We start from the raw sequence: 23,956 nt of genomic DNA, 5'->3' as shown, positions 1-23,956 counted from the left end.
TTGCATCAAGCGCAGCGAGTCACGCAGCCCGTTCGGACTTCTCCGGCTTCTGCGTGACCAGCACACGGCTGCCTGCGTTCGCGGGCAGCAGCGCGCTATCGATCGTCGCCAGCAGCGCCACGGCGGCGATCATCCAGAACGCCAGATGGAAATCGGCCGCCGTCGCCCGCCCGGCAGCGGCGCCGTGCCATTGCTCGGCAATCGACAGCATCAGCGCGCCGACCGCAATCCCCATCCCCGCATTCATCTGCTGCATCACCGAAAAGAGCGTGGTGGCGTCGCGCATCTGCGCTTGCGGCACATCGGCGAAACCGATCGTATTGAGCGCGGTGAACTGCATCGAGCGCGTCATGCCGGTGAAAAACAGCAGCGCGCAGACGAGCCAGTAGGGTGTATCCGCAACCAGTTGCGTGCAGGCCGCGAAGCCCGCCGCGACCAGCAGACCGTTCACCAGCAGCACCGTGCGAAAACCGAAGCGATGCATGATGCGTGTCGTGCCCGGCTTCATGGCGAGATTGCCCGCGAACAGCCACAGCAGCAGCGCGCCCGCCTGCACGGCGCTATAGCCGAAGCCAATCTGGAACATCAGCGGCAGCAGAAACGGCGCGGTGCCGATGGCGGTGCGAAACAGCGATCCGCCTAGCGCCGTCACGCGGAACGTGCGGATCGACAGCGGCCCGAGGCCGAACAGCGGATGCGACGCGCGCCGCAGATGCACGACGCTCAGCGCCAGCAGCGCGACGCCGCCAATCAACACGCCGATGGAGACGGCAAGCGGCACATCGTCGCGACTGACGGCCTCGATGCCCGCCATGAAGAGGCCGAAGCCCAGAGCGCTGAGCACGAAGCCGGTGGTATCGAATCGTTGTGTCTGCAACGTTCCGTTGCGCACCAGCATACGCGCCGCCACGAAGGCAATCGCGCCTAGCGGCAGATTCAGCAGGAAAATCCAGTGCCAGCTCCAGTGCGTGCTGATCCAGCCGCCCACGGGCGGGCCGAGAATCGGCGCGACCAGCGCGGGCCAGGTGAGGATGGCGATGGCGCGCACGATGCCTTCCTTGGGCGTTTCGCGCATCACCACGAGCCGCCCGACCGGCACCATCATCGACCCGCCGATGCCCTGCAGCACGCGCGCGGCCGTGAAACCCAGCAGCCCCTGGCTGAGCGCGCACAGCAGCGAAGCAAAGGTGAACACGGCGATCGCAAGGCTGAATACGCGGCGTGCGCCAAAGCGGTCTGCGGCCCAACCGCTCACGGGAATGAAGACCGTGAGCGCGACAAGGTACGCCGATACCCCCACCGACAGATACGCAGGCGCCGTACCGAAATCGCGCGCCATGGCGGGCAGCGACGTGCCGATCACGGTGGCGTCGAGGTTTTCCATGAAGAACACGCCCGCGACGAGCAAGGCAATGGCAAAGCGCCGCCGGGCGGCGAGAGGGGACGTGGCGTCCATGCTGGGTGATCCGGTACGGGGTTGGAGCGAAATAACGGCAGGCAATCTGCGCATGTTAGTCGATATAGACGCGCGAGCGCGCGCCCATGCAGCTTCATGCCGCCTGCAACCACCCCAGCACCTGCTGCCATTCCTGCGCGGTCATCGCGCCGAACCAGTCGTCGTGATCGGCGGTGGGCAGCATCAGCAGACGCGCATCGCCGTGTGCGTTGGCAAAGCGCTGCGCGTGCGCAACCGGGATCAGCGTATCTTCGCGCGCCCCGACGATCACGAGCGGACCCTTGTAGCGCGCCACGGCGGAAACCGAATCGAAGCCGTCGTGCAGCATCCAGCGCACCGGAAAGATCGGATACTTTTCGGCCGCGACATCGGCGAGCGAATCCCACGGCGTAATGAGCACGACGCCCGCGATCTGCGACTCGTTGCCCGTGACGACCTGCGAAGCCATGCCCGCGCCCAGCGATTCGCCCACGAGATAGACCGGGCCGCCCCATTGTGCGATGGACGTCGCGAAGGCTTCGCGCGAAGCCGCGAGCGCCGCTTCCATCGTGCGTGCGCCCGGCCGGTTGCCGTGCCCCGGATATTCGACGATCACCGCGCGATAACCGGCGCGCACGAAAATATCGGCGAGCGGCAGCTTGGTTTCGGCGGATTCCTCGTTGCCGTGATAGACGATGAAGGTGCCACGCGGCGCGCGATCGGCGGGCGTGACGACGTAGCCCGCGTACTGGCCTTGCGCGTGCCAGACGTCGATAGCGTCGCCCGCATGCGTGGTCGCGCGCAGATCGGGCGCTTCGGGCGTTGAAGGCAATAACAACTTGTCCTGCATGAAAAACAGCACCAATGCCGCCACCAGCCAGGCGGCCAGTGCGATGCGTAAGCCATAAGAAAGCAGCCGCATGGTCGATCTCGCGCGTTCGTTTTCGTGGAGGGCTGCGCAAGTATAAGGAGAATCGACCGATGAGCCGTGACAGGGCGCACAAGGGCGGCTGGCGACCCTGTCACGGCATGAAGATGCGGTCCTGCGGGCGGGACATCACCTGAAATCATGCTCGCGTCCCTTTGAAAGCAGGACCGCTGGCACACGGGCCGCTACTTGAAATCGCCCGTTTCAAGCTCCACCGATTGCCCGCCGTTCTTCGACAGCGCATTGCGCGCGGCCTTCTCGATGCTGGCACGGTTTGCCTCGAAGGCGCTCAGCAGGGCGTGCGAGGACGTGCCGTTGTTGTCGAAGCGATCGTTGAGCGCGTCTATCGAGACGCTGCACCATACGGGCCGATCGTCCACCTGGGCTTCGAACGCGATACGCGAAGCCGCCACGGCGTGACGGCGGTTCGTAAATTCGATCCTCATCTGATTCCTCCGTGTGCATATTGCCGGATTGCCGGGCGCGGAGCGGCCCGGTCTGCTGAGGGGCCGCAAGTCATGCGCCTGACGAATTGTGCGGCGTGCGTGAATCCCTCCCTCTTTGCGCCAGCGCGCGCACTCCGGGCGCACTGCTTGCGCTAAAGCCGGGAAGCGCCCGACGGCATGACGATTGCGCATGCCGCCATGAAGCCTCCCCAAAAACCGCGACAGCGCAGCCGCCTTCAGTGACAGTCAATGCAAAAATCAGCGATATCAGCCGGTGACTTCCGGCGCGAGGATTACGACGTCGTGTGCGGACAGAAGGTCAACGCGCTCGGCCGCTATATCGGCTATCTGCGGATTCGCCGCATACCGGATGGCCGGATCATCTATCCGTTCGATGGCTGCCAGGTGCCCGGACCGTTTGCCACCGGCGACGAAGCCCGGCGCGCGGCCTGCGAAATGGCGGAGGAATTGATCCGGCTCGATATCGCGAGCCCGGAAACGTGAGCGCGCCGTGGAGGCGCGCCCTGTATTTGCTGCATTACAACTTCACGCCGCCGGCTTCGGGCGGATCGGCGGGATCATCCTGCCAATGCGGGCGCACGCCGTAATAGTCATGCAGCGTGGTGGCCCAGCCGATATCGGCCATCGCCGGCCAGTGGTCCTTGTCGAAACCCGGTGCCTGCTTGACGCGCTCGCCGGTCACATTCAGCACGAAGCATTTGCGCTCCACGTCTAGCGCGAGCGCGACCCACGGCAAGGCCAGCAATTTATCGCCGATACCGAGAAAGCCGCCGCTCGACATCACCGCATAGACGATACGGCCCTGCTGAACGTCGATCATGATTTCCTTGATCTTGCCGACTTCTTCGTTATCCGAACTATAGACGCGGTCGCCTTCCAGTGTGCTGGCGGCCATGACAAACGGTCCGGGGCCGCCGGACGATGTGCCGCTCGCGCCGACGATGCGCGCGCCGCCCGTTGCAGTAGTGGTGGGGATGGACATGATGAGCTCCTGAAAAGGGATGAACGACGTGGATTCGCCTGCTCGTCGTACCGCTTCTTGAGCAACGTGCGCGCCCGGCAAAGTGACCCGGATGCGTGGCACGCGCGTTGCGACTAAGCGCGCTCGATCATTTCTATTCAGACTCGATCGTCGATACTCATTCGCTCATACCGGCAAACCTGTTCCCGTGACGCTCGCGCCCGAACTCAATCACGTTGGTTTGACGCTGGCGCATCACGTCATCACGCCATCACACCATCGCGCCTTCCACCTTGAACGCGGCCACCAGCGTATTGAGCGAATGTGCGTGATCCGCGAGCGATGACGCGGCGGCTGCGCTCTGTTCGACCAGCGCCGCGTTCTGCTGCGTGACTTCGTCCATCTGCGTGACGGCGAGACCGACCTGCTCGATGCCGTCGCTCTGTGCGCGCGAGGCCGAGGCAATTTCGTGAATCAGCGTGGCCACCCGCGTTGTGGAGGTCTGAATCTCTGCCATCGCGCCGCTTGCTTCGGTCACGAGCACGGCGCCGCTCGCCACGCGTCCGGTCGAGCCTGCGATCAGCGTGCCGATTTCCTTCGCCGCCGCCGAAGCGCGTTGCGCGAGGCTGCGCACTTCGCCCGCCACCACAGCAAAACCGCGTCCTTCTTCGCCGGCGCGCGCGGCTTCCACCGCCGCATTGAGCGCGAGAATATTGGTCTGGAACGCGATGCTTTCAATCGTGCCGATGATGTCGGTCATCTTCGACGAACTGGCGTGAATCTCGTGCATGGTCTGCTCCATGCGCGTGACCGCGTCGCGCCCGCGCCCGGCCACGTCGGCAGCGCCCAGCGCGAGATCGCGCGCCTGCTGCGCGTTGAGCGCGTTGGTCTGAACCGTGCTGATCAACTCCTGCATCGCGGCGGCGGTTTGCGCGAGCGACGAAGCTTGTTCTTCGGTACGCTGCGAAAGATCGATATTGCCGCTCGCGATCTGTTGCGTGGCAGTAGCCATCGCGTTCGCACCGGCATGCACCTGTTCCATGGTTTCGCGCAGACGCGTCTGCATGGCGGCGAGGCCGTCGAGCAGCACGCCCATTTCATCGGCGCGCTGGATGGTCACGTGCGTGGTCAGATTGCCGGCGGCGATGGCATCGAATTGCGCCATCGCCGCGCGCAGCGGGTCCATCACCGCGCGACGCAGACCGCGCCAGCTCAGGAACGCGATCAACATCGCCAGCGCGATGCTCGCGCCGCACATCACGCCCAGCATGCGAAAGCGCGCGCCCGAAGCGGCGTCGGCCTGACGCGCCGCTTCGTCCAGATAACGTTCGAGCGCGGTCTGGCTGGTGTTCATCGCCGTATAAAGGCCGATCAGTTCGGCGGCGCGCTGCTCGTTCATCCAGCTGGCGTCGTGGCCGCGGATGGCGGTGATCAGACGGTCGATTGCATCGCGGCGCACAGCAGTGCGTTTCGCGTCGAGATCGTCGGTGAGCGTTTGCAGCTCGGGCGTCTTGGGCAGCGCGCGAAACTGTTGCCACCAGCGGTCCGAATCGGCCAGCAGCGATTGCGCGCGGTCGAGTTGCGGGCCGAGTTGCGGCGAATCGGGATTCGCCATCGCCCAGTCGAGGCCGAAGCGCGCGCGCGACATCGCCGTGCCGGATTTGCCGAGCGCCACCGCCGAAGCGAAATGGACCGCATAGGCGTCATGCTGTGCGCGATTGGTCAGGTCCATGCCAAACAGGCTCACCACACCCATCGCGATGACCAGCGCCCCGAGCGTCATCACCGTCAAGGCGAGCCGCAGATTGATCGTCAGGCTTTTCATTGTTGTTCCATATGCGAAACGATGCACCGTATATGAAAAGTATAACGGCAGGGCAGAGGTGGAAATTAAATGCGATGGGTGGGTGTTTACCCTTGGGGCGGTGCACAAAATAAAAAGCCCGTCCACAAGGACGGGCAAAAAAGGACGAATGTGCGACCAGCGTGAGCATCACGATCGGCTTTCAGAAAACAAAGATCGAATAGTGATCCTTACTATGTTGCACATTTCATCCGGAGAACGTTGAAGCATAAAAAGCCATGTAAGCGGCGCGCACGAAGAATCAAACCTGCGCTGCCCCATCTACATCGCTGTTTGCGCGATCAGAAGCGCGTGAGCATGCCCACCGCGCCCATCACCTGATTGCCCGTCGACGACGAACCGCCCGCGTTGTACATCACCGCAACATTCTTGTTACCCGTTGCGTGCTGGTACATCGCTTCGGCATAGAGTTCCGTGCGCTTGGACAGCGAGTAACGCGCGATCGCATTCACCTGGCTCCACTTCGGATCGGCGCCATACGAGGTCGCGCCGCTCAGGTGAGCGTCGGTGTACGCATACGACAGGCCGGCCTTGAAGGCGGGCGTGAAGTTGTACATGCCGTTGACTTCGTAGTTGTCGAAGCGAACCGATCCATTGCTCAGGCCGAATGCGCTCGTGCCCTGGTACTGGCTATGCGAATACACGAAGCCCAGCACGGCGGGTCCGATCGCGTAGTTCACGCCTGCAGCAACGGTGCGTTGCACGTCGGACGTGAGGCTGCCCTTGACTTCGGCCTGATCGACGGCGCCCGTGGTGTTGGTAAACGCGGTGCCCGTCTTCGAGCCCGAGCCGTTGCTTTGCAGATAGCCGGCGGCGGCCGTCAACGGGCCGTAGGTGTAGCTGGCGGCAGCGCTATACGCGCGGCTGACTGCGAATTCGGTGCTGTTACTGAACGCGTACATGCCGCCGAACTTGAAGCCACCGTAGTTCAGGCTCGTGTATTTGACCGAGTTGTTGAAACGGACGCTGTGCTGGAGGTTGTCGTTGTCGTACGGATGCGCGAAGCCCGAATCGCCGAAGGTGCCGGCGGTGGCCGACAGCGGCGAAACGAAGTCGACGATGTCGTCGTACTGGCGGCCCATCGTCAGCGTACCGAAGGCGTTGCTGCTCAAACCGACAAACGCCTGGCGGCCGAACATGCGGCTGTTCTGGCCCAGCGTACCGTTGTTGACGTTAAAGCCGTTTTCAAGGGTGAAGATGGCTTTCAGGCCGCCACCGAGATCTTCTGCGCCCTTCAGGCCGAAGCGGCTGCCGCTGATGTTGCCGCTCGCCAGCGCAACGCGGCCGCTGCCGCCCACGTTGTTCGTATAGGCGATGCCGGCGTCGACGAGGCCGTACAGGGTCACCGAGCTTTGAGCGTGTGCGGAGGAGGCGGCGGCGAATGCGGTCACGCAAGCGGCGGCGATCGAAATTTTTTTCACTGTGAGACTCCAGTTCTATAGGTACGCTGGGTTGAGACGCCAGCGAGTATAGAAAAGGGCCTGCGAAAAAATGCGCGCCGGTTGGCGCAGGGTCCCTTCCGGAATCTGGAAGAATGGATTCAAAAAATTGAAATAATTGGCGGCAAGCCATGTTTCATAACGCTCGCGCAAGCCTGATGGCGTGGGGGATTGCGTCGCCCGGCGTCGCGGAGTCGCGTTTCTGCAACATCGGAAAGTGAAACAATCGGGCGTCGATGAGAGTCGAGTGATGCTTGCGATCTCGAAGTGGACGCCCGCTATATCGTGGCCACCGCGCTGCGTTATATGGCTTTCGAAACACTCATGATTTAAGGCCTTTTCCGCGAAAGATGAAGTAGCTCGAGACCGCCATCAGGCTCACGGCAATCGCGCCATACAGCATCAGCACGCCGAAGCCGTGAATCAGCGCGCTTCGGCTGATCTGCGCGAAATGCTCCGTGCTCAGGGCAGATGCGCCGATGAAAGCCGCCGCCTCGTTCGGTACGAGATCGCCCGCTGCCACGCGGCTGGCCAAGGCATGCCATGTCGCGCTATTCGCAGGTACATCCAGCGCCGCCTGCAAACGATGCGAGACGCCTTCCACTAGCAGCAAGCCCATCAACGCGATATTGACCGCGAGCGTGATCATGCGGGCGCTCATGTCGATACCCGATGCCATGCCCGCACGCGACGCGGCGACCGAACTCGTCGTGGTGTTCGTGACCGGTGTATTGGTCATGCCAAGTCCCGCGCCTGCCAGCAGGCAACCGGGCAACACGGCCCATCCGCCCGCATGGCCAAACCCGCTGCCGATCCACATCACGAAGAAACCCAGGCCGATGGTGAGCAGCCCGGCCGGAATCACCAGTCCAGGCCGGTAACGCAGCGCCAGCCGCTCGCCAACGGGCGGAAACACCAGCGTGGGCAAGGTATAGGCAAGCAGCGAAAGCCCCGCGGCAACCGGCCCTTCACCCAGCGCGCGCTGAAAGTAAATCGGCAAATAGATGATGAAGGCCCAGAAGCTGAAATTCATGCCCACCGATCCCAGTAACGCGCCGGAAAAGTTGCGCACCTTGAACACCGAGAAGTCGAACATCGGATGGGCGATGCGCGTTTCCACGCCGTAGAACAAGGCCAGGCTGAGGGCGCTGGCGGCGAGAATCGTCAGGCTGTTAGTGCTGGTAAAGCCTTTGTCGCCGCCTTGCGTAATCGTCCAGACGAAGCCGAAGATCGCCGCCGAAAGCGTCACCATGCCCCACACGTCGAGCTTGCGAGCCTGCGGGTCGCGCGATTCCTGCACGCCGGCCCACGCGAGCCCGAGCGTCACGACAGCGAGGCCGACATGAATCCAGAACACCCACTGCCAGCTGGCCAGCGCGACAATCGCGCCGCCTACCAGCGGCCCGAATCCCAGCCCGATGCCGAGCACGATGCCCCATACGCTGAAGGCCCGCGCTCGCGCGGCGCCTTGCTGAAACTGATGCGACAGCACGGCAACCAGGCAGATCAGCATTGCGCCGCCGCTTGCGCCTTGCAGGGCACGGCTTGCAATCAGCATCGCCGATGTCTGCGCCAGCCCGCACAGCAGCGAGGCCACGCCAAACAACGCAATCGTGCCGATAAAAATGCGCTTGCGACCGAAACGGTCGGCAAGCGTGCCGGTCGCCATGAGTACCGTCGTACAGGCGATGGTGTAGGCGTTCATGATCCACTGAATCTGCTTGAAATCGCCGTGAAGCACGGTTTCGAGTGTGTGCAGAATAACCGGGACACTGGAAATTTCCAGCGAAAACATCATCGCTGCGAGACATACGGCGATCAGCGCGACCGTGTTTCGTTGCGTGTGCAACGGTGTTGACGGTGGCTCGATCTCGCCTGTTTCCTGTTCGATTTCGCAAACCTGCATGACTCGCTCCAGAAAGGGTTTTGACGCGGCCGCATGCAAAGGGGCCGTTCATCATCGGATTTTCATGAGCAGTCTAGAGGAATATAATTCCCCTATTGACGCATATCATTCCCTCTATAAGGTCCCGTACGGAACCAATTAAAAGGGCAGCAGATGAAGGACAACCTCGATGGCGTAGCCACTTTCGTGCAGGTGGTAGAAGCGGGCAGTTTCGCACTGGCGGCCGAACGCATGAATCTCACGCGCTCGGCGGTGGGCAAGGCCGTCAGCCGGTTAGAGGCGCGTCTGGGCGTGCGGCTGATTCATCGCAGCACGCGCAGCCAGTCGCTCACGACCGAAGGGCAGTCGTATTACGAAGGCTGTGTGCGTGCGCTCGCGGAACTCGATAACGCTGAGGCCGCGCTCGATCATAGCGGCATCGAGCCAAGCGGCCGCCTGCGCGTAAGCGTGCCGGAGGCGTTCGGTCATCTGTGCGTGGCGCCCGTCATGCTCGATCTCGCACGTCAGCATCCGAAGCTGCAGATCGATCTGTCGTTCACCGACCGCATGACGGATCTGGTCGAAGAAGGCATCGATCTGGCCGTGCGTATCGGCGAGTTGCGTGACAGCACCACGCTGGCGGCGCGTCATCTCGGCACGCAGCATGTGGTGATCGGCGCATCGCCCGACTATCTGGCGCGGCACGGTACGCCTGCCAGTATCGACGATCTCGCGGATCACATCGGCATCGGCTATTCGATCGGCGGCAATGTCGCGCCGTGGTGGGGCGGCGCCGTGATGACGGGCGGCGACGGCGGCGTGCAGCCGGTACGTATCCGTTCGCAGATCAGCATGGACGATATTCAGGCGATCGCGGCGGCGGCAATCGACGGTTATGGGCTGGCGTGGCTGCCGTGCTGGCTGCTCACGCGTTTCACGCAGAGCGGCGTGCTGGTGCCGGTGCTCGACAACTACCGCGTGCGCTCGCAGGAAATCTACGCGGTCTGGCCCAAGGTGCGCCACTTGCGAGCGAAGACGCGCGTCGCGATCGACGCGCTCAAAGAGCGGATTCCGGCGATGATCGGCGCGTAGCGGGTTTGTGCTTGTTGAGCAGCGCAAGCACTTCATCCACCATCGGGTTATAACGATCAGGATTCCATAGCAATGCGGCCGTCACCACCATGATCTTTTCCTTGAGCGGACGCACGACGACGTTTTCCGGCGCGAGGCGGCGCATCGAAGCGGGCACCAGAGCCACGCCCTGGCCGCAGCCTACGTAGGCGATCTGCGAAGTCACGGAACGCACTTCGTGCGTAATGCGCGGCGTCAGGCCATGCGTGCGGCACACGGCGGTGAGCATGTCGAAGTAGACCGGGCTGACCTGCCGCGAGGACATCACCAGTTGTTCATCGGCCAATGACTGCAAGCGCACACGCGGCAGCGGAGCGAGCGCGTGGTCGCGTGGCAGCGCCACGGCCAGGCGGTCTTCGGTGAGCGGCAGCGTGGCGATCGTGCCGCCCACTTCGCCGTCCACACGCACGAAAGCCAGATCGAGTTCGCCTCTTTCCAGTTGCGGAACGGCATCCACGCTGTCGATTTCCTTCACGAACACGCTCAGATGCGGATGCGCGCGTTTGAGCGCGTTGAGCAGCGGCGGCACGGTTTCGAGCATTGCCGAGGTAATCGCGCCTACCTGCAAGACACCGGATTGACCGGCGGCGACTTCCCGTACGACGCGCTCCAGTTGCTCGACGTGGCCCGCGAATTGCCGCACGGCAGGCAGGATCGCCGCGCCTGCGGGGCTCAATTGCGTGCCCTGGCGTGAGCGATGGAAGAGTTGCAGCTTGAGCGACTGTTCGAGCACCTTGATCTGCTCGGTGAGCGGCGGCTGGGACATGTTCAGGCGCTGCGCGGCGCGCCCGAAGTGCTGTTCCTCGGCAACGGCGAGAAACATCCAGAGCTGGCGTATCAGCCGGAAATCGATGGTATGGCTCATGGCGGGCTCATTAGGTACGCGTACAGGTTTAAGGACGAGCGTGTTCCAGAATTCGTATCACGGAGATACGAAACGCGAATTTGTCATATCAGCGGGACAGCGCGAGGATTGTCGCACTTTTCAACGGAAACGAGCGCGATGAACTCCACCTCCACTCTCGACCGCCTTGCCGCGCTGGACACCAACACGGTGTCCGATGCGCTCGACTTTCTCGGCCTGCCCGGCGCGACCTTCGGTCTGCGGCCGCTGTGGGACTGCCCGAAGATCGTGGGCCGCGCGAGCACGATCCAGCTTGGACCCAAGACCGACGCGAAACCCACGGTTCACCTGATTTCGCCCGTGATCGACGCCGTCACCAGCGACGATCGCGTGCTGGTGATCGCGGGCGGCGCGAACGGCGTGTCGTGCTGGGGCGACATTCTCGCCAACGCGGCGACGGCTAAGCGCATTCGCGGCTCCGTCATCGACGGCGTGAGCCGCGATATCGAGGGCAGCGAAGCGGTCGCTTATCCGGTCTATGGGCGCGGCGTGACGATGATCAGCGCACGCAATCGCGTGATCCAGCTCGACTCGGGCTGCGCGGTTCAAGTCGCGGGCGTGACGGTGAACGAGGACGACTATGTGATCGCCGATCGTTGCGGCACGGTGTTCGTGCCCGCAGCCCGCATCGAAGCGGTGCTCGATCTGGGCGAGCGCATCGCGCGGCGCCAGGACGGCATGGTCGCGGCGGTACGCGCGGGCCGCTCCGTTGCCGAAGTCATGCACGACAAGGAATTCGAGGCCATCGCGGCCCGCTAACCCCCTCTTTCGACAAGGAATGTGCGCGATGACGCAATCCCTCAAGGCGAGCGCCGAAGACCAGCAACTGGTCGCGCTCTTCGAAGGCCTCGACACGCCTGGCGTTTCCGATGCGCTCGACAAACTCGGCCTGCATGGTCAGGCGCTGGGCATCATGCCGCTCGCGGACGATACGCGCGTGGTCGTCGGCCCGGCGTTCACGGTGAAATACGTGCCGGCCAGCGCGCCGCCGGGCACGGTCGGCGATTTTATCGACGAGGTCGCGCCGGGCGACGTGATCGTGATCGATAACGACGGCCGGACCGACTGCACGGTCTGGGGCGACATCATGACCCAGTACGCGGGCTTGCGCGGCATCGCGGGCACGGTGATCGACGGCGTTTGCCGCGATGTGACGAAGGCGCTGGGCGAGCGATATCCGCTCTTCACGGCGGGCCGCTTCATGCGCACCGGCAAGGACCGCGTGCAGGTCGAAGCGGTCAACGGCACGGTTGCGATCGGCACCGTACGCGTGATGGCGCGCGATATCGTGGTCGCCGATGCCAATGGCGTGGTCATCGTGCCGCGTGCACGGGCGCGCGAAGTGGCGGAAACGGCGCGCGCGATCGAAGCCACGGAAGCGCGTATTCGCGAGGCGATCGCGCAGGGCAAGACCCTGGGCGAAGCGCGCGCCGCGCTCGGTTATCACCAGTTGCAGAGGAAAGCCTGATGTCCGCGATTCGACACTATGACCGCGCGCTGCTGGAGCAGGCGTGCAAACTAGGCACATCGACATTGCATGAAGCATCGGGACTCCTGACGAGTTCCGTCGATCCCGCCATCCGCACGATCTGGCCGGGCGCGAGCGTGGCCGGTCCGGCGTATCCGCTCGAGTGTTCGCCGGGCGATAATCTGGCGATTCATATCGCCATGGAGAAGGCGCCGCGCGGCAGCGTGCTGGTGGTCTCGACGGGCGGTTTCGTTGCCGGATATTGGGGCGAAGTGCTGACCGTCGCCGCCGAGGCTGCCGGCGTTGCAGGCCTCGTGATCGACGGCGGCGTGCGCGATATCGCGGCGCTCACGCAGCGGCGCTTTCCGGTGTTCACGCGCGGCGTGTCGATGCGCGGCACGATCAAGGCCAGCGCGCCATCGGTTGGCCAGCCGCTGAGTTTTACGGGCACGCCGGTGAGCGCAGGCGATCTGGTCGTCGCCGACGACGATGGCGTGCTCGTGATTCCGGCCGCCCACGTACAGGCCACACTCAGCCGCGGCCAGGCGCGTGCAGACAAGGAAGCCGGCATCATGGAGCGCCTGCGCGAAGGCAAAACCACACTGGATTTACTGGGGCTTTCGCAATGGAGGGCGGCGTGATGGCGTCGAACGCGCAATCCTTGAACCGCTTTCTTGCTGGCGCGAAACCGTCGGCCACCTATGCCGTGATCGATCGCGTTGCCGCGCGCCGCGCGAGTGGCGCGGCCGTGATATCGCTCAGCGCGGGCGAGCCCGATTTCGACACGCCCGCTCACATCTGCGAAGCGGGCATTGCCGCGATACGCGCAGGCCACACGCGATACACGCAGGTGGCCGGATTGCGCGCGCTGCGCGAAGCCATCGCCGCGAAGTTCCAGCGCGAAAACGGCCTCGAGGTGGACTGGCGCGATACGCTCGTTTGCAGCGGCGGCAAGCAGGTGATTTTCAATGCGCTGGCCGCCACGCTGAATGTGGGCGACGAAGTGATCGTGCCCGCGCCGTACTGGGTCAGCTATCCAGAGATCGTGCAGCTGTGCGGCGCGCAACCGGTGACGGTGCCGTGCGATGCCACGAGCGGTTTCAAACTCACGCCCGCTGCGTTGCAGGCTGCGATTACGCCGCGCACGCGCTGGCTGATCCTCAATTCGCCGTCGAATCCCACGGGCGCGGTCTATGATCGCTCAGAATTGCAGGCGCTGGCCGAAGTGCTGCTCGAGCATCCGCAAGTGCTCGTTTTGTCGGACGATATCTACGAGCATCTGATTTTCGACGGCCGGGCGTTCTTCACGCTCGCGCAGGTCGAACCGCGTTTGCGCGACCGCGTGCTGACGATGAATGGCGTTTCAAAAGCCTATGCGATGACGGGCTGGCGAATTGGCTTCGCGACCGGGCCGCGCTGGCTGATCGACGCGATGGAGAAATTGCAGGGCCAGCAAACCTCGGGCGCATCGAGTATTTCGCAACATGCGGCATTGGCCGCGCTCACGGGGCCGCAGGATTTCATCGCGCAATCGCGCGCCGTATTCCAGCGCCGCCGCGATTCGGTCGTGGCCCAACTGAACGATGCGCCCGGTTTGCATTGCGATATTCCGCAGGGCGCATTCTATGCGTTCGCGTCGTGCGAAGGTTTGCTCGGCAAAACCACGCGCAGCGGCGCGCGGCTCGATAGCGACGAAGCCGTCGTACACGCCTTGCTCGATGAAGCCGGGGTGGCGACGGTGCATGGCAGCGCATTTGGCCTGGGTCCGTATATCCGCATTGCCTACGCACTGGACGATGCGTCGCTGACGCAAGCCTGCGCAGCCATCCAGCAATTTTGCCTCTCGCTCGCGGGCTGAATGGCACCGAGCAGCACCGAGTAGCACCGAGGAGAACAGAGGATGTCACACGAATTCAAGCACGAGCGCGTGGCGTTGAGCGTCGACGGCACGCCGCTCGAAGTCAGCGCAATATTTCGCGGCGGCGATAAAGATAAAGCGCCGATTGTGTTTCTGCACGGCTTCGGCTCCACCAAAGAGGATTACGCCGATATCGTGCGACACGCGCAGTTCGCCGGTCATCCGTTTCTGGCGTACGACGCGCCGGGTTGCGGCGAAACCTGGTGCGCCGATCTTTCGCGCATCGACATTCCCTTTCTCGTGCGAACGGCATTGGCGATGATCGAGCGCGTGGGTTTCACCCGCTTTCATCTGGTCGGCCATTCAATGGGCGGGCTGACCGCGCTGATGCTTGCGCACCAGCATCCGGCACGCGTGCTGAGCTTTGTCGATATCGAAGGCAATATCGCGCCCGAAGACTGTTTTCTTAGCCGCCAGATTGTCGATCACGCGCGTGAAAGCGATGAACGATTCTTCGACGATTTCATCGAGCGCACGCGTCATGCGCCGGCCTACGCCAGCGCGCTCTACGCCGCGAGCCTGCGCCACAAGGTCCGCGCGCAAGCCGTGGGACCGATCTTTCGCTCGATGGTGGCGCTATCCGATAACGGCGATCTGATGCAGAAGTTTCTCGCGTTACCGTTTGCGCGCCTGTTCATGTACGGCGCGCAGAATGCCACGCTGTCGTATCGGGATTCGTTGCGCGCGCAAGGTGTTTCGCTGGCGGAAATCGCGGACTGCGGGCACTTCCCGATGTACTCGAACCCGGTTGCCATGTGGCGCGAGATCGCCGCGTTTCAGGCGCAAGCCGCCTGAATTACGAGGTCGCGCACACGTAGCTGCTGGCGCGATTGAGATTGCCTTTGCCCGTATAGCGTGGAAACGCCGGATAGCGGCACAGCGGGCGCGTGCGCCCGTTGCTGGGTTGTGCGATATCGGTGGCGAGCAGCGTTTCCGGCGCGACGCCGTGCGAGACCCAACCGTCCAGTGCGCCCAGCAGATCGACCGAAGGAATAAACACGCCGTTGCCGTGCTGGAAACCCGGCACCATGTAGAGCCGCATGAAGCTGTCCACGCGGTCTTCGCCGTAACGTGCGATCAGGCTGTCGTAATAGGCGATGGTCTGATTCGGGCTGATGACTTCATCGGCGAGACCTTGCAGCGTGATGAGCTTGCCGCCGCGCGCGAGGTAGTGCGTGATGTCGGGATTCATCGCGCCGATGGTCGCGGAAAGCGTGTAAAGACGCTGCTGATAGCGGCCCGGGCGCGTCACGTCGAAGTTGATCGCGTCGAAGGTCGGGTCGTGCGTGACGAAGTATTTGATGTACGCATCGCCTTGCGCGAACAGGTAGCCGTTCGCCACGAAGGTGGGCCGCAGCAGGCGTTCGGGTTCGTGCGCGAGGCCCAGCATGCTGGTGAAGCGCACGCCCTGAAAGACGTTGTAGCCGCGATAGCGGTCCACATTCCAGGCGAGCGGATATGGCAGGCGCAAGCCGTCGCGCAGATGTTCGAGCGTTGCGAGTTGCGGCGGCGTGAGACATTCGTCGGCGGCCACGGGCGCGCCCGCTTCATAGGCGGGGCAGCGCAGCGATTCGATGATCCCGGCTTCCTTTGCGCGGCAGCCTTCGACATCGCTGATGATGCCGTCGGCGGCGCCGTCGAGCGTATCGCACACCTGCATCGCGCGTTCGTACACATGTTCCAGCAATAGCGGCGAGAGATAGCCGCCCGGTGTGCGGTACTCGCGCTGGCCAACCGTTACGCCCAGCAGGCGCACGCCCGAAAAGTTCAGCGCGGGGGCGTTGGCGATCACGCCGTCGTAGTCGTCGGGATAGCGCTGGATCACGGTGTAGCCTTCGCGGCCGCCCGTGGAGCCGCCCGCGAAATACATATGCTCGGGCGTGCGGCCATAACCGCGCTCGATCAGCGCGAGCGCGACGTCATGCACTTTTTTCAGGTGCGCGTAACCGAAGTTGGTCACGGCTTCGTCGAGCAGGCCGAAATTCGCCTGCGAGGAATCGCCGTTGTGGCCCGAGTCGTCGCCGAAGGTGGCGTAGCCGCGTGCGAGCGGGGCGCGGTCGGGCGAGAAGGGCGTCGGCCCGGTGCCGGTCACGACGATGCCGCTATAGCCTCCGCCGCCGAATTGCACTGCGCGGCCATTCCAGCGGCTCGGCAAATTGAGTTCGAAGCGGATATCGGGCGTGCCGGCCGTCTGCGGGCGGATCAAGCCGGTCAGGCGGCAATAGTCGCCGTCGAGATTGCCGGTAGCGGTCGCGCCGATCATCAAGGCGCTTTGCACGAGCGCGCCGCCGGTGGGCAGGCCGATGCTGGCCGGCGGCAACAGCGTGCCCGTGAGATCGGTGCAATGCAGCGGCAGCGCGGGCGTGCGCTGGGCGTGAGCCTGCGTGCTCAGCGCGAGCGCGAGTAAAAGCGCGGCGTGGTGGATCGCCTTCAAACGGTTGAATGCCTGCTGGCCGCTTTGCTTCATCCGCAACCGGCCCGGCGTTTGGATTCGGCGTGGCTCGCCACGCGCGCCTTCTGCCGCCCGGCCATGCCGCGCCAGGCGTGCGCAAGCATCAGCGTCGCGCCGATCGCCACGGCGTCGCCCGCGAGTGCCGAGCCGAACGCCGCCGCGCCGTGCAGCGCGTGCGGTGTCGCCGTATCGACGGCGAGCGAAATCAGCGTGCCGCCCACGAAACACACTAGGCCCGTGCGCCCGACCGTCACCACCGACGGCAGGCGTGCGGCCAGCCGCGCAATGGTGCCGCGATGCACGAAATACGCGGCCACCATCGCGATCACGATGAAGTTGACGACGCGGGAGAACGCCAGATGCTGTTTCATGGCTCCAGGCAACGGTTGAGTCAATACGAGCAGTTTTACCGCCGCGAACGCCGCCACGGCTGCGAAGGCGATACGTACGAGCCAGCGCGCGGCCTCCGACGCCTTGAAATCGGCGGGCACTGGATGCAGCCGGCACAGCATGCCGAACACGAACATCAGTTGCCAGGCGAACGGATTGAACGACCAGTCGGCGACGTGTCCGGCACTGAACAGCGCGGCAAGCTGCGGGGCGATCACCCAGATCAGCAGGCTCGCGGCCAGCGTGAACAACGGCGCGCGGCGGGCAAACGGCACGGCGGCGGGCACGCACAACGCAAATATGACATACATCGGCAGCACGCTGGATAGATACGGCTGGCGTGCGAGCACGAGAATGTTCAGCGACTCGCGCAGCGGATGCAGCGCGAACGGTCCCCAGCCGCTCAGATCGGCGGCGAGCGGATTCATATGAAGCATCGCAAGCAGCGCGCCCGAGAGCAGCGTGAGCAGCGCCGTCAGCAGATAGGCGCGGTAGATTTCCCAGCTACGGCGCAAGAAGCGGCCCTTGGCGGCACTCGCGCCGCGATGCGCGTGCACCGCCATATAAGCCGCCGCCGATGCATAGCCGCCGAGAAAAACGAACACCTCGGCGGAATCGCATAAGGCATACGCATGCAACATCACATGCGAGAGCGCGCTGCCCGGAATGTGATCGAGCACGATCACGATCAGCACGATACCGCGGAAAAAATCGACTTCGATAGAACGCCCCTGACGCGCTTCCATGTGTCCCTCGACAGCAAGCAGATCGCGCGCAGCCGTGAACGCGATCGTTCGATGAAAGGTATGGAAGGCAACGTGACAGGTGCGCGCGCATTGAATTCAGCCCCCGCGATGTCACGCTGCCCATGCCCGTACGAGCGCATCGGGCAGCGAACGTTCCCCGCAGCATGCATAAACCTGCGCAGATGACCGGTTCGCCATATTGAAGCCAGCGCAAGGCCAGTTTCGCGGCCGAGGGGCGGCATCACGCGTTGCGTGCAACGAGTTCCTTGATGGCAGCTTCCAGCGTGACGCGACCCTTGAGCGATTCGGCTGGCGCCTCGAATTCGATCCAGCCTTCGTTGAAGCCGTCGATCATCTGCATGCGCGGGCCAGGATGATGCATGCCTTGAGCAAGAAAGCGCGCTTCCCACTGATCGCGCGGAACGGCGGTTGTTTTCACCGGCTTGCCGAGTGCCGTACCGAAGGCTGCGGCGATGTCGTTGGGCGTGACGCGGCGCGGTCCTTCCAGTTCCACCACGCGCACGCCGGTCCAGGTTTGCTGCAACAACTGCGCGGCTACGCGGCCGATGTCGGCGGTGGAGACCATCGGCACCGGTTTATCGAGCGGTTGCAGCCAGCTTTCGATCACGCCCGATTCGCGTGCGGATGCCACGTCCCATGCGGCGTTTTCGAAGAACCAGGCCGCGCGTAAAAAGGCGACCGGCATCGGCAATTGACTCAAGGCCGTTTCCATCAGGCCAAGCTGATTGAGCAGATTCGGTTGCGTTGCCTGCGCGCCGATGGTCGAGAGCACGACCACGCGTTGCGGCCTCGCGGCGCGCAGCGCCTCGTGCAAGGCGGCGATCGTGCGTTTCGATTCGGCGAAATCCGGTGACGGATCGAAGACCGGCGGCAGCAGCACGAACACGCCCTGTGCGCCTTCGAAGGCCTGGCGCAATGCCGCGCTGTCGTTCATATCGGCGACTGCGATTTCGCAGCCGCGCGCGGCCCATGTTGCGGCCTTTTGCGCGTTGCGCACCACGGCGCGCACGGCTTGCTGCTGTTCGATGAGCGTCTGCGCGAGCGCGCCGCCAACCTGACCTGTCATGCCTGTAATTGCAAACATCAGCTTGCTCCAGTTCGGAAATGGAATAAAAGGATTCGACGGACTGGATTGTGTGCGCGGCGGGCCCGGGAATCCATGACATGAATGGCATTTGATTCATGACACAATGGCATGACGCTACAACGCGTAGCCATGGAAGAGGAAACCACGATGTCCTTCGACGAACGCATTCTCAACGGTATGGGCGTGCTGACCGCTATCGTCGATAGCGGCAGTTTCGCGGGCGCGGCGGAGCGGCTCGATATGTCGCAATCGGGCGTGAGCCGTTCGGTGGCGCGGCTGGAGGCGCGGCTCGGCATTCGCCTGTTCGATCGCACGACGCGCACCGTCACGCTCACCGACGAAGGCCGTCGTCTCTACGAACAGGTCGTGCCGCTGCTCGAAGGTCTGGAGCAGGCGGCGGCTAGCGCAGCGGGCGGGGCGAACGCCGTGCGCGGCAAACTGCGCGTGAATGTCGACCCGTTTTTCTCGAAGATCGTGCTGAGCCCGCGCATCGGGCAATTTGTCGAGCGCTACCCGGAGCTTGAGCTGGACCTCATCACGCGCGACGAACTCGGCGACATGATCGCGGATGGCTTCGATCTGGCGGTGCGTTTCGGCGTGCCGCGCCCGTCAACGCTGGTGGCGCGCAAGCTGCTGGAGACGCGCATCGTCACTGCGGCTTCGCCGGGCTATCTGAAGAAGCGCGGCAGGCCGCTCAAGCCTGCTGACCTCGAGCGCGAACCGCACGAATGCATCCAGTTCCGCGATCCAGAAACGGGGCGGCCGTTCGTGTGGGAGTTTCACCGGCCGCGCAGGAAAGTGGTGATTGCCGCGCGCGGGCGGCTGACCGTCAACGATGTATCGACGATGCATGGCGCGTGTCTGGCCGGACACGGAATCGCGCAGATCATGGCGCTGGGCACGCAACCGCTATTCGATAGCGGCAAGCTGGTCGATCTGTTTCCCGACTGGCCCGACGAGCGTTTTCCGCTTTACGCGCTTTATCCGTCGCGGCGGCATCCATCGGCGAAAGTGCGGGCGTTTCTGGAGTTCATCGTCAAGGTGACGGGGGCGGAGGTGACGGATGTGCCTTGGTATTGAGGCATAAGCCCGGCACATCCGCGCGCTTTCAATTGCCCCGATTTTCGCGGATTACGTTCTCCGCCGCCGCTTGCGCTTCGCTTGCCACACCGTCGTGCACACGCGTGGCGAGCGCGGCTAACGGCGTATCCGAATCGAGCAGATGTCCATCGCGTTCGTGCGTATCCACACGTACTTTCATCGATAACCCGATACGCAAGGGATGTGCAGCGAGATCGTCCGGGTCGATCGAAATCACGACGGGCACGCGCTGCACGACCTTGATCCAGTTGCCCGCGGCGTTCTGCGGCGGCAGCATCGAAAACGCGCTGCCCGTGCCAGCGGAGAACCCTTCCACGCGCCCGCGATAGCTCACCTTCGATCCATAGATATCCGAATTAATGACGACGGGTTGACCCACGCGCATATTGCGAATCTGCCCTTCCTTGAAATTGGCCTCCACCCACAAGCCGTGCAATTGCACGAGCGACAGCAGCGCGAGACCGGGCCCGACCTGCTGACCGATCTGCACGGTGCGCTGTCCCACCACGCCGTCGATAGGCGCGACGATGGTGGTGCGCTTCAGATTGCGCCATGCCAGCTTGAATTGCGCGACGGCCTGAATGACGCCCGGATTGTCTTCGACGGCGAGGCGGCTGCCCATCGCGCGCGCTGCATCCAGTTGCGCCTGCGCGGCGCCAAGCTGGGCCTGCGCGCCGGTCACCGCCGCGCGTGCGCGAGCCAGTTCTTCGGGCGAAACCACTTCCACCGAAGCATGATCGCGCGCTGCCAACGCACGCTGCGCAAGGTCCAGATCGGCTTGACGCGCCTTGACCGCTTCGGCGTACATCGTCGCCGAATAGCGCGCGTTGGCGGTCTGCCGCACGGCTTGCGCGAGTTGCGCCTTTGCCTGTGCCAGGGCGACGGACGCTTCGGCGTCGTCGAGTTGCACGAGCGGCTGGCCGGCGCGCACGCGTTGCGTATCGGCGGCGAGGACGTCGATGACCGTGCCCGCCGTTTGCGCGGCGATCTGCACGACGTTGCCGGCGACATAGGCATCGTCGGTGTCTTCGCGAAAGCGCGCCGCGGTGTACCAGTAGAGCGCGGCGGCGATGGCCGTCACGGCCGCCACCGAGCCGAAGATCGCGAAGCGCCGTTTGCGCGTCGCGCGCTTGCGGGCGAGTGCGGCCGCATCCGTGCCGAACGTGGCGGGATCGGGGTGCAGGTTGGTGTGGTCGTGGTGCATTTAATTGAAATGCGTGAGGTTGGTTTGATCGCCGGGCTTATCTGCGGCCCGATCTGTCAATCGGTCATGCGAGGGAAACGCCACATCGAAGTGCGAGATCGCCGGTCCCGGCAGCGTGCGTTCGTCGAAGCCGCCGCCCAGTGCGCCGATCAACGCCACCCGCAGCGTGCGCCGTTGCGCCTGCAGATCGATCAGTTGCGCGCGTTCGTCGTAAAGCGTGAGCTTCGCGGTGTTCACGTCCTTTTGCATCAGCAGGCCGCGCCGGTGCCGCTCTTCGGCGATCGAGACGTAGCGCTGCGCGGCGTCGGCGGCATCGCGCTCGCCGCTCACGAGGCGGTCCACGGTCTTGAGCGAGACCAGCGTGCGCGCGACGTCGCCCAGCGCCGAGTCGATGGTCTTGTTATAGAGGCCGATGGCGACATCGGCATTGGCGGCGTCGCCCGAGAGTTTCGCCTTGAGACGGCCGCGATCGAAGACCGGCAGCGACACGGCCGGCCCAACCGAGCCCGCGAGCGCCTGGCGCGAGAACATCGCGCCGGGCGTGAGCGCGAGCAGACCGGCGAAGCCCACGAGATTGACGTCGGGATAGAACTCGGCGCGTGTGCCGTCGATGGCGGCATACGAGGCTTCCACGCGCAAACGCGCCGCGACGATATCGGGCCGTCGCCCGAGCAGATCCGCGGAAAGACGCGAGGGCAGCGGGGTATCGACGAGATTGGCGGGGCGCGGCCGCGTCAGCGAAAGGCCGCGCTCGGGGCCGCCGCCGGAGAGCACGCCCAGTTGCAACTGGGCGAGTTGAATGCGTTCGTCGGCGAGTTCGATCTGCGTGATGAGCTTGTTGCGGCGCACGGCGGCATCGTCGGCGTCGTAGCCGTTGTCGATGCCGCGCGCTGCGCGCTCGCGTAACACCGCCGTGATCTGGTCGCTCGCGTCGCGTTTTTCGATCCACAGATCGTGCAGCGCGTAGGCCTGGTCGAGATCGCAATAGAGCGAGACGATGGCAATCGCCAGCGTCAGGCGGGCCTGTTCCGCATCGACTCGCGCGGCATCGCGCAACGAGAGAAGGCCGCGTGTGGCCGCAGCATTGCGTCCCCAGAGATCGAGCTGATAATTGAGTCCCACGAAAATGGAGGATGGCGATTGAACAGGATCGCTAAATAACTGCACCGGTACGTCGTAGCCGTTGGCGGAGACATTGGCGACGCCGTTCGATTGCGGCATGCGCGCCTTGTTGACGCTTGCGCCTGCTGTCGCCGTCAGTCCGGTCAGCGATGAAAACTGCTGCAATTGCGACTGCGCCACGCCAATGCGGGCTTTCGCGATCTGCAGGTCGGGGTTGTGTGCATAAGCTTCCGCGACCAGTTGATCGAGTTGCGGATCGCCGAACTGGCGCACCCAGTCGGGCGCGGGCCAGGCCGTGGCGCTGGCGGATTGCGGCGTGTCGGCCATGGTGCGCGAGAGCGCGTTCACGTCGGTCGTGTGCGGTTGCAAGGCAGGCATGATGGTCGGCGCGCAGCCGCAGACCAGCAGCGTTGCAGCGCAGAGGGCCATTAAAAAGGCACTTTTCGGCGTGTTCATCCGCGTCGCTCCTGAAGCGTGACGCGGCGAATCCAGCGCGGCTGCGAAGCATCGAGCGGGCCGAGCCGGCCTAAAAAGCCGTCGAGCAAACCGTAAAAGATCCCTTTGAGTTTGGCGCGCTTGTCCTGTTCGCCCAACACGATCTGAACGATCTGCCAGAGCGTCAGCAGGTTCGGCACGAGTGCGACAGGAAAGCGCGGGCCATATTGAATCGCAATCTGCATGGCGTTGCGCGCGCTGTAATAACGGCGCGTCCACGCATGATTCATCGTGGCGATTTCCAGCGGGCCAACACGTCGCCGCGCCTTTGCACCGATGCGATGGCGCAACACCAGCGCGGGCACGAGATAGAGCGGCACGTTGCGTGCGAGCGCGCGAAAGCAGTATTCGGTATCGACGTGATCGATGAACAGCGCTTCGTCGAAGCGTCCGAGCGCTTTCCACGCTTCGCGCGACACAAAGCTGCCCGACGAAATCAGGAACGCGCAACGAATGGGCGCCGGCGTGCCTTGTTGCGTGTCTACCTGCAAACGACGCACGCCAATACCGTTGGTCGCGAGTTCGGGCAGAAAACGGCCGTCGTTTTCATCGAAGATACGCGGCCCGGCGATGAATGCGCGTCCGGCGAGCCGCACGGCGAGTGCGTCCATCGTCGGGAAATAGGCGGGCGGGACCACGGAGTCCTGGTCGAACAACGCCACGGCGTCGATCTTCGGATCGCGCGCAAACAGATGCGTCAGCCCCACGTTATAAGCGCCCGCAATGCCGCTGCGATTGCCGTGATGGATCAGCGTATAGCCGTCGCGCCTGGCGGCTTCGCGCGCGCTTGCGTCGGCCTGAGGCGTATTGTCGATGACCACGAGCGCCGCGCACGCTTCACGCAACGCGCGTAGCCGCGCGAGCTGTTCGCCGCTCGGGTGAAAGAGAATGACGAGTGCACCTGCCCGCATCGCGTGGTTCCTTTCGTGGTTTGATGT

The 23,956-nt window shown here is 63.9% G+C and carries 22 protein-coding genes; 8 read left to right on the top strand and 14 right to left on the bottom strand.

What is annotated here, in order from left to right:
• Positions 1-19: 19 nt before the first annotated feature.
• The 3 genes from U5A67_RS24600 to U5A67_RS24590 all read right to left on the bottom strand — a co-directional run bounded on the left by U5A67_RS24600 (position 20) and on the right by U5A67_RS24590 (position 2,809).
• A complete protein-coding gene (locus U5A67_RS24600) occupies positions 20-1,456 on the bottom strand; it encodes an MFS transporter (protein WP_321816382.1) in 1,437 nt (478 codons plus the stop codon).
• Positions 1,457-1,550: 94 nt separating this feature from the next.
• On the bottom strand, positions 1,551-2,357 hold the full coding sequence (locus tag U5A67_RS24595) for an alpha/beta hydrolase (protein ID WP_321816383.1): 807 nt from the start codon (positions 2,355-2,357) through the stop codon (positions 1,551-1,553).
• A 191-nt stretch (positions 2,358-2,548) separates the two neighbouring features.
• The gene (locus U5A67_RS24590; RefSeq protein WP_321816384.1) at positions 2,549-2,809 is read right to left on the bottom strand and encodes a DUF1488 domain-containing protein; all 261 of its coding nucleotides are present in this window, start codon (positions 2,807-2,809) and stop codon (positions 2,549-2,551) included.
• A gap of 249 nt (positions 2,810-3,058) precedes the next feature.
• On the opposite strand from U5A67_RS24590, the gene U5A67_RS24585 reads away from it, so the two are divergent.
• A complete protein-coding gene (locus tag U5A67_RS24585; protein ID WP_205980442.1) occupies positions 3,059-3,313 on the top strand; it encodes a DUF6723 family protein in 255 nt (84 codons plus the stop codon).
• A 34-nt stretch (positions 3,314-3,347) separates the two neighbouring features.
• On the opposite strand, the gene U5A67_RS24580 is transcribed toward U5A67_RS24585, so the two are convergent.
• From U5A67_RS24580 to U5A67_RS24565, 4 genes are all read right to left on the bottom strand, one after another.
• Positions 3,348-3,812: a PRC-barrel domain-containing protein gene (locus U5A67_RS24580; protein WP_321816385.1), complete on the bottom strand. Its 465-nt coding sequence runs from the start codon at positions 3,810-3,812 to the stop codon at positions 3,348-3,350.
• Positions 3,813-4,062: 250 nt separating this feature from the next.
• Positions 4,063-5,616, bottom strand: a complete 1,554-nt coding sequence (locus U5A67_RS24575; RefSeq protein ID WP_321816386.1) for a methyl-accepting chemotaxis protein — start codon at positions 5,614-5,616, stop codon at positions 4,063-4,065.
• Between the two features lie 320 nt (positions 5,617-5,936).
• Positions 5,937-7,076, bottom strand: a complete 1,140-nt coding sequence (locus U5A67_RS24570) for a porin (RefSeq protein ID WP_205980445.1) — start codon at positions 7,074-7,076, stop codon at positions 5,937-5,939.
• Between the two features lie 340 nt (positions 7,077-7,416).
• On the bottom strand, positions 7,417-9,000 hold the full coding sequence (locus U5A67_RS24565; RefSeq protein WP_321816387.1) for an MFS transporter: 1,584 nt from the start codon (positions 8,998-9,000) through the stop codon (positions 7,417-7,419).
• A gap of 153 nt (positions 9,001-9,153) precedes the next feature.
• On the opposite strand from U5A67_RS24565, the gene U5A67_RS24560 reads away from it, so the two are divergent.
• Positions 9,154-10,071: a LysR family transcriptional regulator gene (locus tag U5A67_RS24560; protein ID WP_321816388.1), complete on the top strand. Its 918-nt coding sequence runs from the start codon at positions 9,154-9,156 to the stop codon at positions 10,069-10,071.
• Here U5A67_RS24560 and U5A67_RS24555 read toward each other — a convergent pair.
• The gene (locus tag U5A67_RS24555) at positions 10,037-10,975 is read right to left on the bottom strand and encodes a LysR substrate-binding domain-containing protein (RefSeq protein ID WP_321816389.1); all 939 of its coding nucleotides are present in this window, start codon (positions 10,973-10,975) and stop codon (positions 10,037-10,039) included. The genes U5A67_RS24560 and U5A67_RS24555 overlap by 35 nt on opposite strands.
• A gap of 138 nt (positions 10,976-11,113) precedes the next feature.
• Here U5A67_RS24555 and U5A67_RS24550 point away from each other — a divergent pair, with 138 nt between their 5' ends.
• Genes U5A67_RS24550 through U5A67_RS24530 form a run of 5 tightly spaced genes read left to right on the top strand, consistent with a single transcriptional unit; the run spans position 11,114 to position 15,195 of the window.
• Complete coding sequence (locus U5A67_RS24550; protein WP_321816390.1) at positions 11,114-11,773, top strand: RraA family protein; 660 nt, start codon at positions 11,114-11,116, stop codon at positions 11,771-11,773.
• 28 nt (positions 11,774-11,801) lie between these two features.
• Entirely contained in the window at positions 11,802-12,482 is a 681-nt protein-coding gene (locus tag U5A67_RS24545; RefSeq protein ID WP_321816391.1) for an RraA family protein, read from the top strand.
• Complete coding sequence (locus tag U5A67_RS24540; RefSeq protein ID WP_321816392.1) at positions 12,482-13,123, top strand: dimethylmenaquinone methyltransferase; 642 nt, start codon at positions 12,482-12,484, stop codon at positions 13,121-13,123. Before U5A67_RS24545 ends, U5A67_RS24540 begins: the two co-directional genes overlap by 1 nt.
• The gene (locus U5A67_RS24535) at positions 13,123-14,340 is read left to right on the top strand and encodes a pyridoxal phosphate-dependent aminotransferase (protein WP_321816456.1); all 1,218 of its coding nucleotides are present in this window, start codon (positions 13,123-13,125) and stop codon (positions 14,338-14,340) included. Before U5A67_RS24540 ends, U5A67_RS24535 begins: the two co-directional genes overlap by 1 nt.
• 42 nt (positions 14,341-14,382) lie before the next feature.
• The gene (locus U5A67_RS24530) at positions 14,383-15,195 is read left to right on the top strand and encodes an alpha/beta hydrolase (protein WP_321816393.1); all 813 of its coding nucleotides are present in this window, start codon (positions 14,383-14,385) and stop codon (positions 15,193-15,195) included.
• A gap of 1 nt (position 15,196) precedes the next feature.
• Here the strand turns inward: U5A67_RS24530 and U5A67_RS24525 are convergent, their stop codons facing one another.
• From U5A67_RS24525 to U5A67_RS24515, 3 genes are all read right to left on the bottom strand, one after another.
• Complete coding sequence (locus tag U5A67_RS24525; RefSeq protein WP_321816394.1) at positions 15,197-16,867, bottom strand: tannase/feruloyl esterase family alpha/beta hydrolase; 1,671 nt, start codon at positions 16,865-16,867, stop codon at positions 15,197-15,199.
• Entirely contained in the window at positions 16,864-17,988 is a 1,125-nt protein-coding gene (locus tag U5A67_RS24520; protein ID WP_321816395.1) for an OpgC domain-containing protein, read from the bottom strand. The genes U5A67_RS24525 and U5A67_RS24520 overlap by 4 nt, the downstream gene beginning before the upstream one ends.
• A gap of 241 nt (positions 17,989-18,229) precedes the next feature.
• The gene (locus U5A67_RS24515) at positions 18,230-19,093 is read right to left on the bottom strand and encodes an NmrA family NAD(P)-binding protein (protein WP_321816396.1); all 864 of its coding nucleotides are present in this window, start codon (positions 19,091-19,093) and stop codon (positions 18,230-18,232) included.
• Between the two features lie 150 nt (positions 19,094-19,243).
• On the opposite strand from U5A67_RS24515, the gene U5A67_RS24510 reads away from it, so the two are divergent.
• The gene (locus U5A67_RS24510) at positions 19,244-20,176 is read left to right on the top strand and encodes a LysR family transcriptional regulator (protein ID WP_321816397.1); all 933 of its coding nucleotides are present in this window, start codon (positions 19,244-19,246) and stop codon (positions 20,174-20,176) included.
• A 28-nt stretch (positions 20,177-20,204) separates the two neighbouring features.
• On the opposite strand, the gene U5A67_RS24505 is transcribed toward U5A67_RS24510, so the two are convergent.
• The 3 genes from U5A67_RS24505 to U5A67_RS24495 are packed head-to-tail and all read right to left on the bottom strand — an operon-like array spanning position 20,205 to position 23,929.
• A complete protein-coding gene (locus U5A67_RS24505) occupies positions 20,205-21,401 on the bottom strand; it encodes an efflux RND transporter periplasmic adaptor subunit (RefSeq protein WP_321816398.1) in 1,197 nt (398 codons plus the stop codon).
• Positions 21,402-22,979 carry an efflux transporter outer membrane subunit gene (locus U5A67_RS24500; protein WP_321816399.1) on the bottom strand — a complete coding sequence of 526 codons (1,578 nt, stop codon included), beginning with the start codon at positions 22,977-22,979 and terminating at the stop codon, positions 21,402-21,404.
• Positions 22,976-23,929, bottom strand: a complete 954-nt coding sequence (locus tag U5A67_RS24495) for a glycosyltransferase family 2 protein (RefSeq protein ID WP_321816400.1) — start codon at positions 23,927-23,929, stop codon at positions 22,976-22,978. Before U5A67_RS24495 ends, U5A67_RS24500 begins: the two co-directional genes overlap by 4 nt.
• Positions 23,930-23,956: the final 27 nt, after the last annotated feature.

The organism is Paraburkholderia sp. J69-1 (assembly GCF_905220255.1).
Taxonomy (GTDB): domain Bacteria; phylum Pseudomonadota; class Gammaproteobacteria; order Burkholderiales; family Burkholderiaceae; genus Paraburkholderia.
This window is presented reverse-complemented; position numbering and strand designations above follow the sequence as displayed.

What these genes read in the sequence shown, in the direction of transcription:
- U5A67_RS24575 (WP_321816386.1), bottom strand. Translation starts at nt 5,616, where the DNA reads ATGAAAAGCCTGACGATCAATCTGCGGCTCGCCTTGACGGTGATGACG.
- U5A67_RS24535 (WP_321816456.1), top strand. Translation starts at nt 13,123, where the DNA reads ATGGCGTCGAACGCGCAATCCTTGAACCGCTTTCTTGCTGGCGCGAAA.
- U5A67_RS24525 (WP_321816394.1), bottom strand. Translation starts at nt 16,867, where the DNA reads ATGAAGCAAAGCGGCCAGCAGGCATTCAACCGTTTGAAGGCGATCCAC.
- U5A67_RS24505 (WP_321816398.1), bottom strand. Translation starts at nt 21,401, where the DNA reads ATGCACCACGACCACACCAACCTGCACCCCGATCCCGCCACGTTCGGC.
- U5A67_RS24540 (WP_321816392.1), top strand. Translation starts at nt 12,482, where the DNA reads ATGTCCGCGATTCGACACTATGACCGCGCGCTGCTGGAGCAGGCGTGC.
- U5A67_RS24560 (WP_321816388.1), top strand. Translation starts at nt 9,154, where the DNA reads ATGAAGGACAACCTCGATGGCGTAGCCACTTTCGTGCAGGTGGTAGAA.
- U5A67_RS24495 (WP_321816400.1), bottom strand. Translation starts at nt 23,929, where the DNA reads ATGCGGGCAGGTGCACTCGTCATTCTCTTTCACCCGAGCGGCGAACAG.
- U5A67_RS24510 (WP_321816397.1), top strand. Translation starts at nt 19,244, where the DNA reads ATGTCCTTCGACGAACGCATTCTCAACGGTATGGGCGTGCTGACCGCT.
- U5A67_RS24585 (WP_205980442.1), top strand. Translation starts at nt 3,059, where the DNA reads ATGCAAAAATCAGCGATATCAGCCGGTGACTTCCGGCGCGAGGATTAC.
- U5A67_RS24590 (WP_321816384.1), bottom strand. Translation starts at nt 2,809, where the DNA reads ATGAGGATCGAATTTACGAACCGCCGTCACGCCGTGGCGGCTTCGCGT.
- U5A67_RS24520 (WP_321816395.1), bottom strand. Translation starts at nt 17,988, where the DNA reads ATGGAAGCGCGTCAGGGGCGTTCTATCGAAGTCGATTTTTTCCGCGGT.
- U5A67_RS24565 (WP_321816387.1), bottom strand. Translation starts at nt 9,000, where the DNA reads ATGCAGGTTTGCGAAATCGAACAGGAAACAGGCGAGATCGAGCCACCG.
- U5A67_RS24600 (WP_321816382.1), bottom strand. Translation starts at nt 1,456, where the DNA reads ATGGACGCCACGTCCCCTCTCGCCGCCCGGCGGCGCTTTGCCATTGCC.
- U5A67_RS24500 (WP_321816399.1), bottom strand. Translation starts at nt 22,979, where the DNA reads ATGAACACGCCGAAAAGTGCCTTTTTAATGGCCCTCTGCGCTGCAACG.
- U5A67_RS24555 (WP_321816389.1), bottom strand. Translation starts at nt 10,975, where the DNA reads ATGAGCCATACCATCGATTTCCGGCTGATACGCCAGCTCTGGATGTTT.
- U5A67_RS24550 (WP_321816390.1), top strand. Translation starts at nt 11,114, where the DNA reads ATGAACTCCACCTCCACTCTCGACCGCCTTGCCGCGCTGGACACCAAC.
- U5A67_RS24515 (WP_321816396.1), bottom strand. Translation starts at nt 19,093, where the DNA reads ATGTTTGCAATTACAGGCATGACAGGTCAGGTTGGCGGCGCGCTCGCG.
- U5A67_RS24580 (WP_321816385.1), bottom strand. Translation starts at nt 3,812, where the DNA reads ATGTCCATCCCCACCACTACTGCAACGGGCGGCGCGCGCATCGTCGGC.
- U5A67_RS24545 (WP_321816391.1), top strand. Translation starts at nt 11,802, where the DNA reads ATGACGCAATCCCTCAAGGCGAGCGCCGAAGACCAGCAACTGGTCGCG.
- U5A67_RS24595 (WP_321816383.1), bottom strand. Translation starts at nt 2,357, where the DNA reads ATGCGGCTGCTTTCTTATGGCTTACGCATCGCACTGGCCGCCTGGCTG.
- U5A67_RS24530 (WP_321816393.1), top strand. Translation starts at nt 14,383, where the DNA reads ATGTCACACGAATTCAAGCACGAGCGCGTGGCGTTGAGCGTCGACGGC.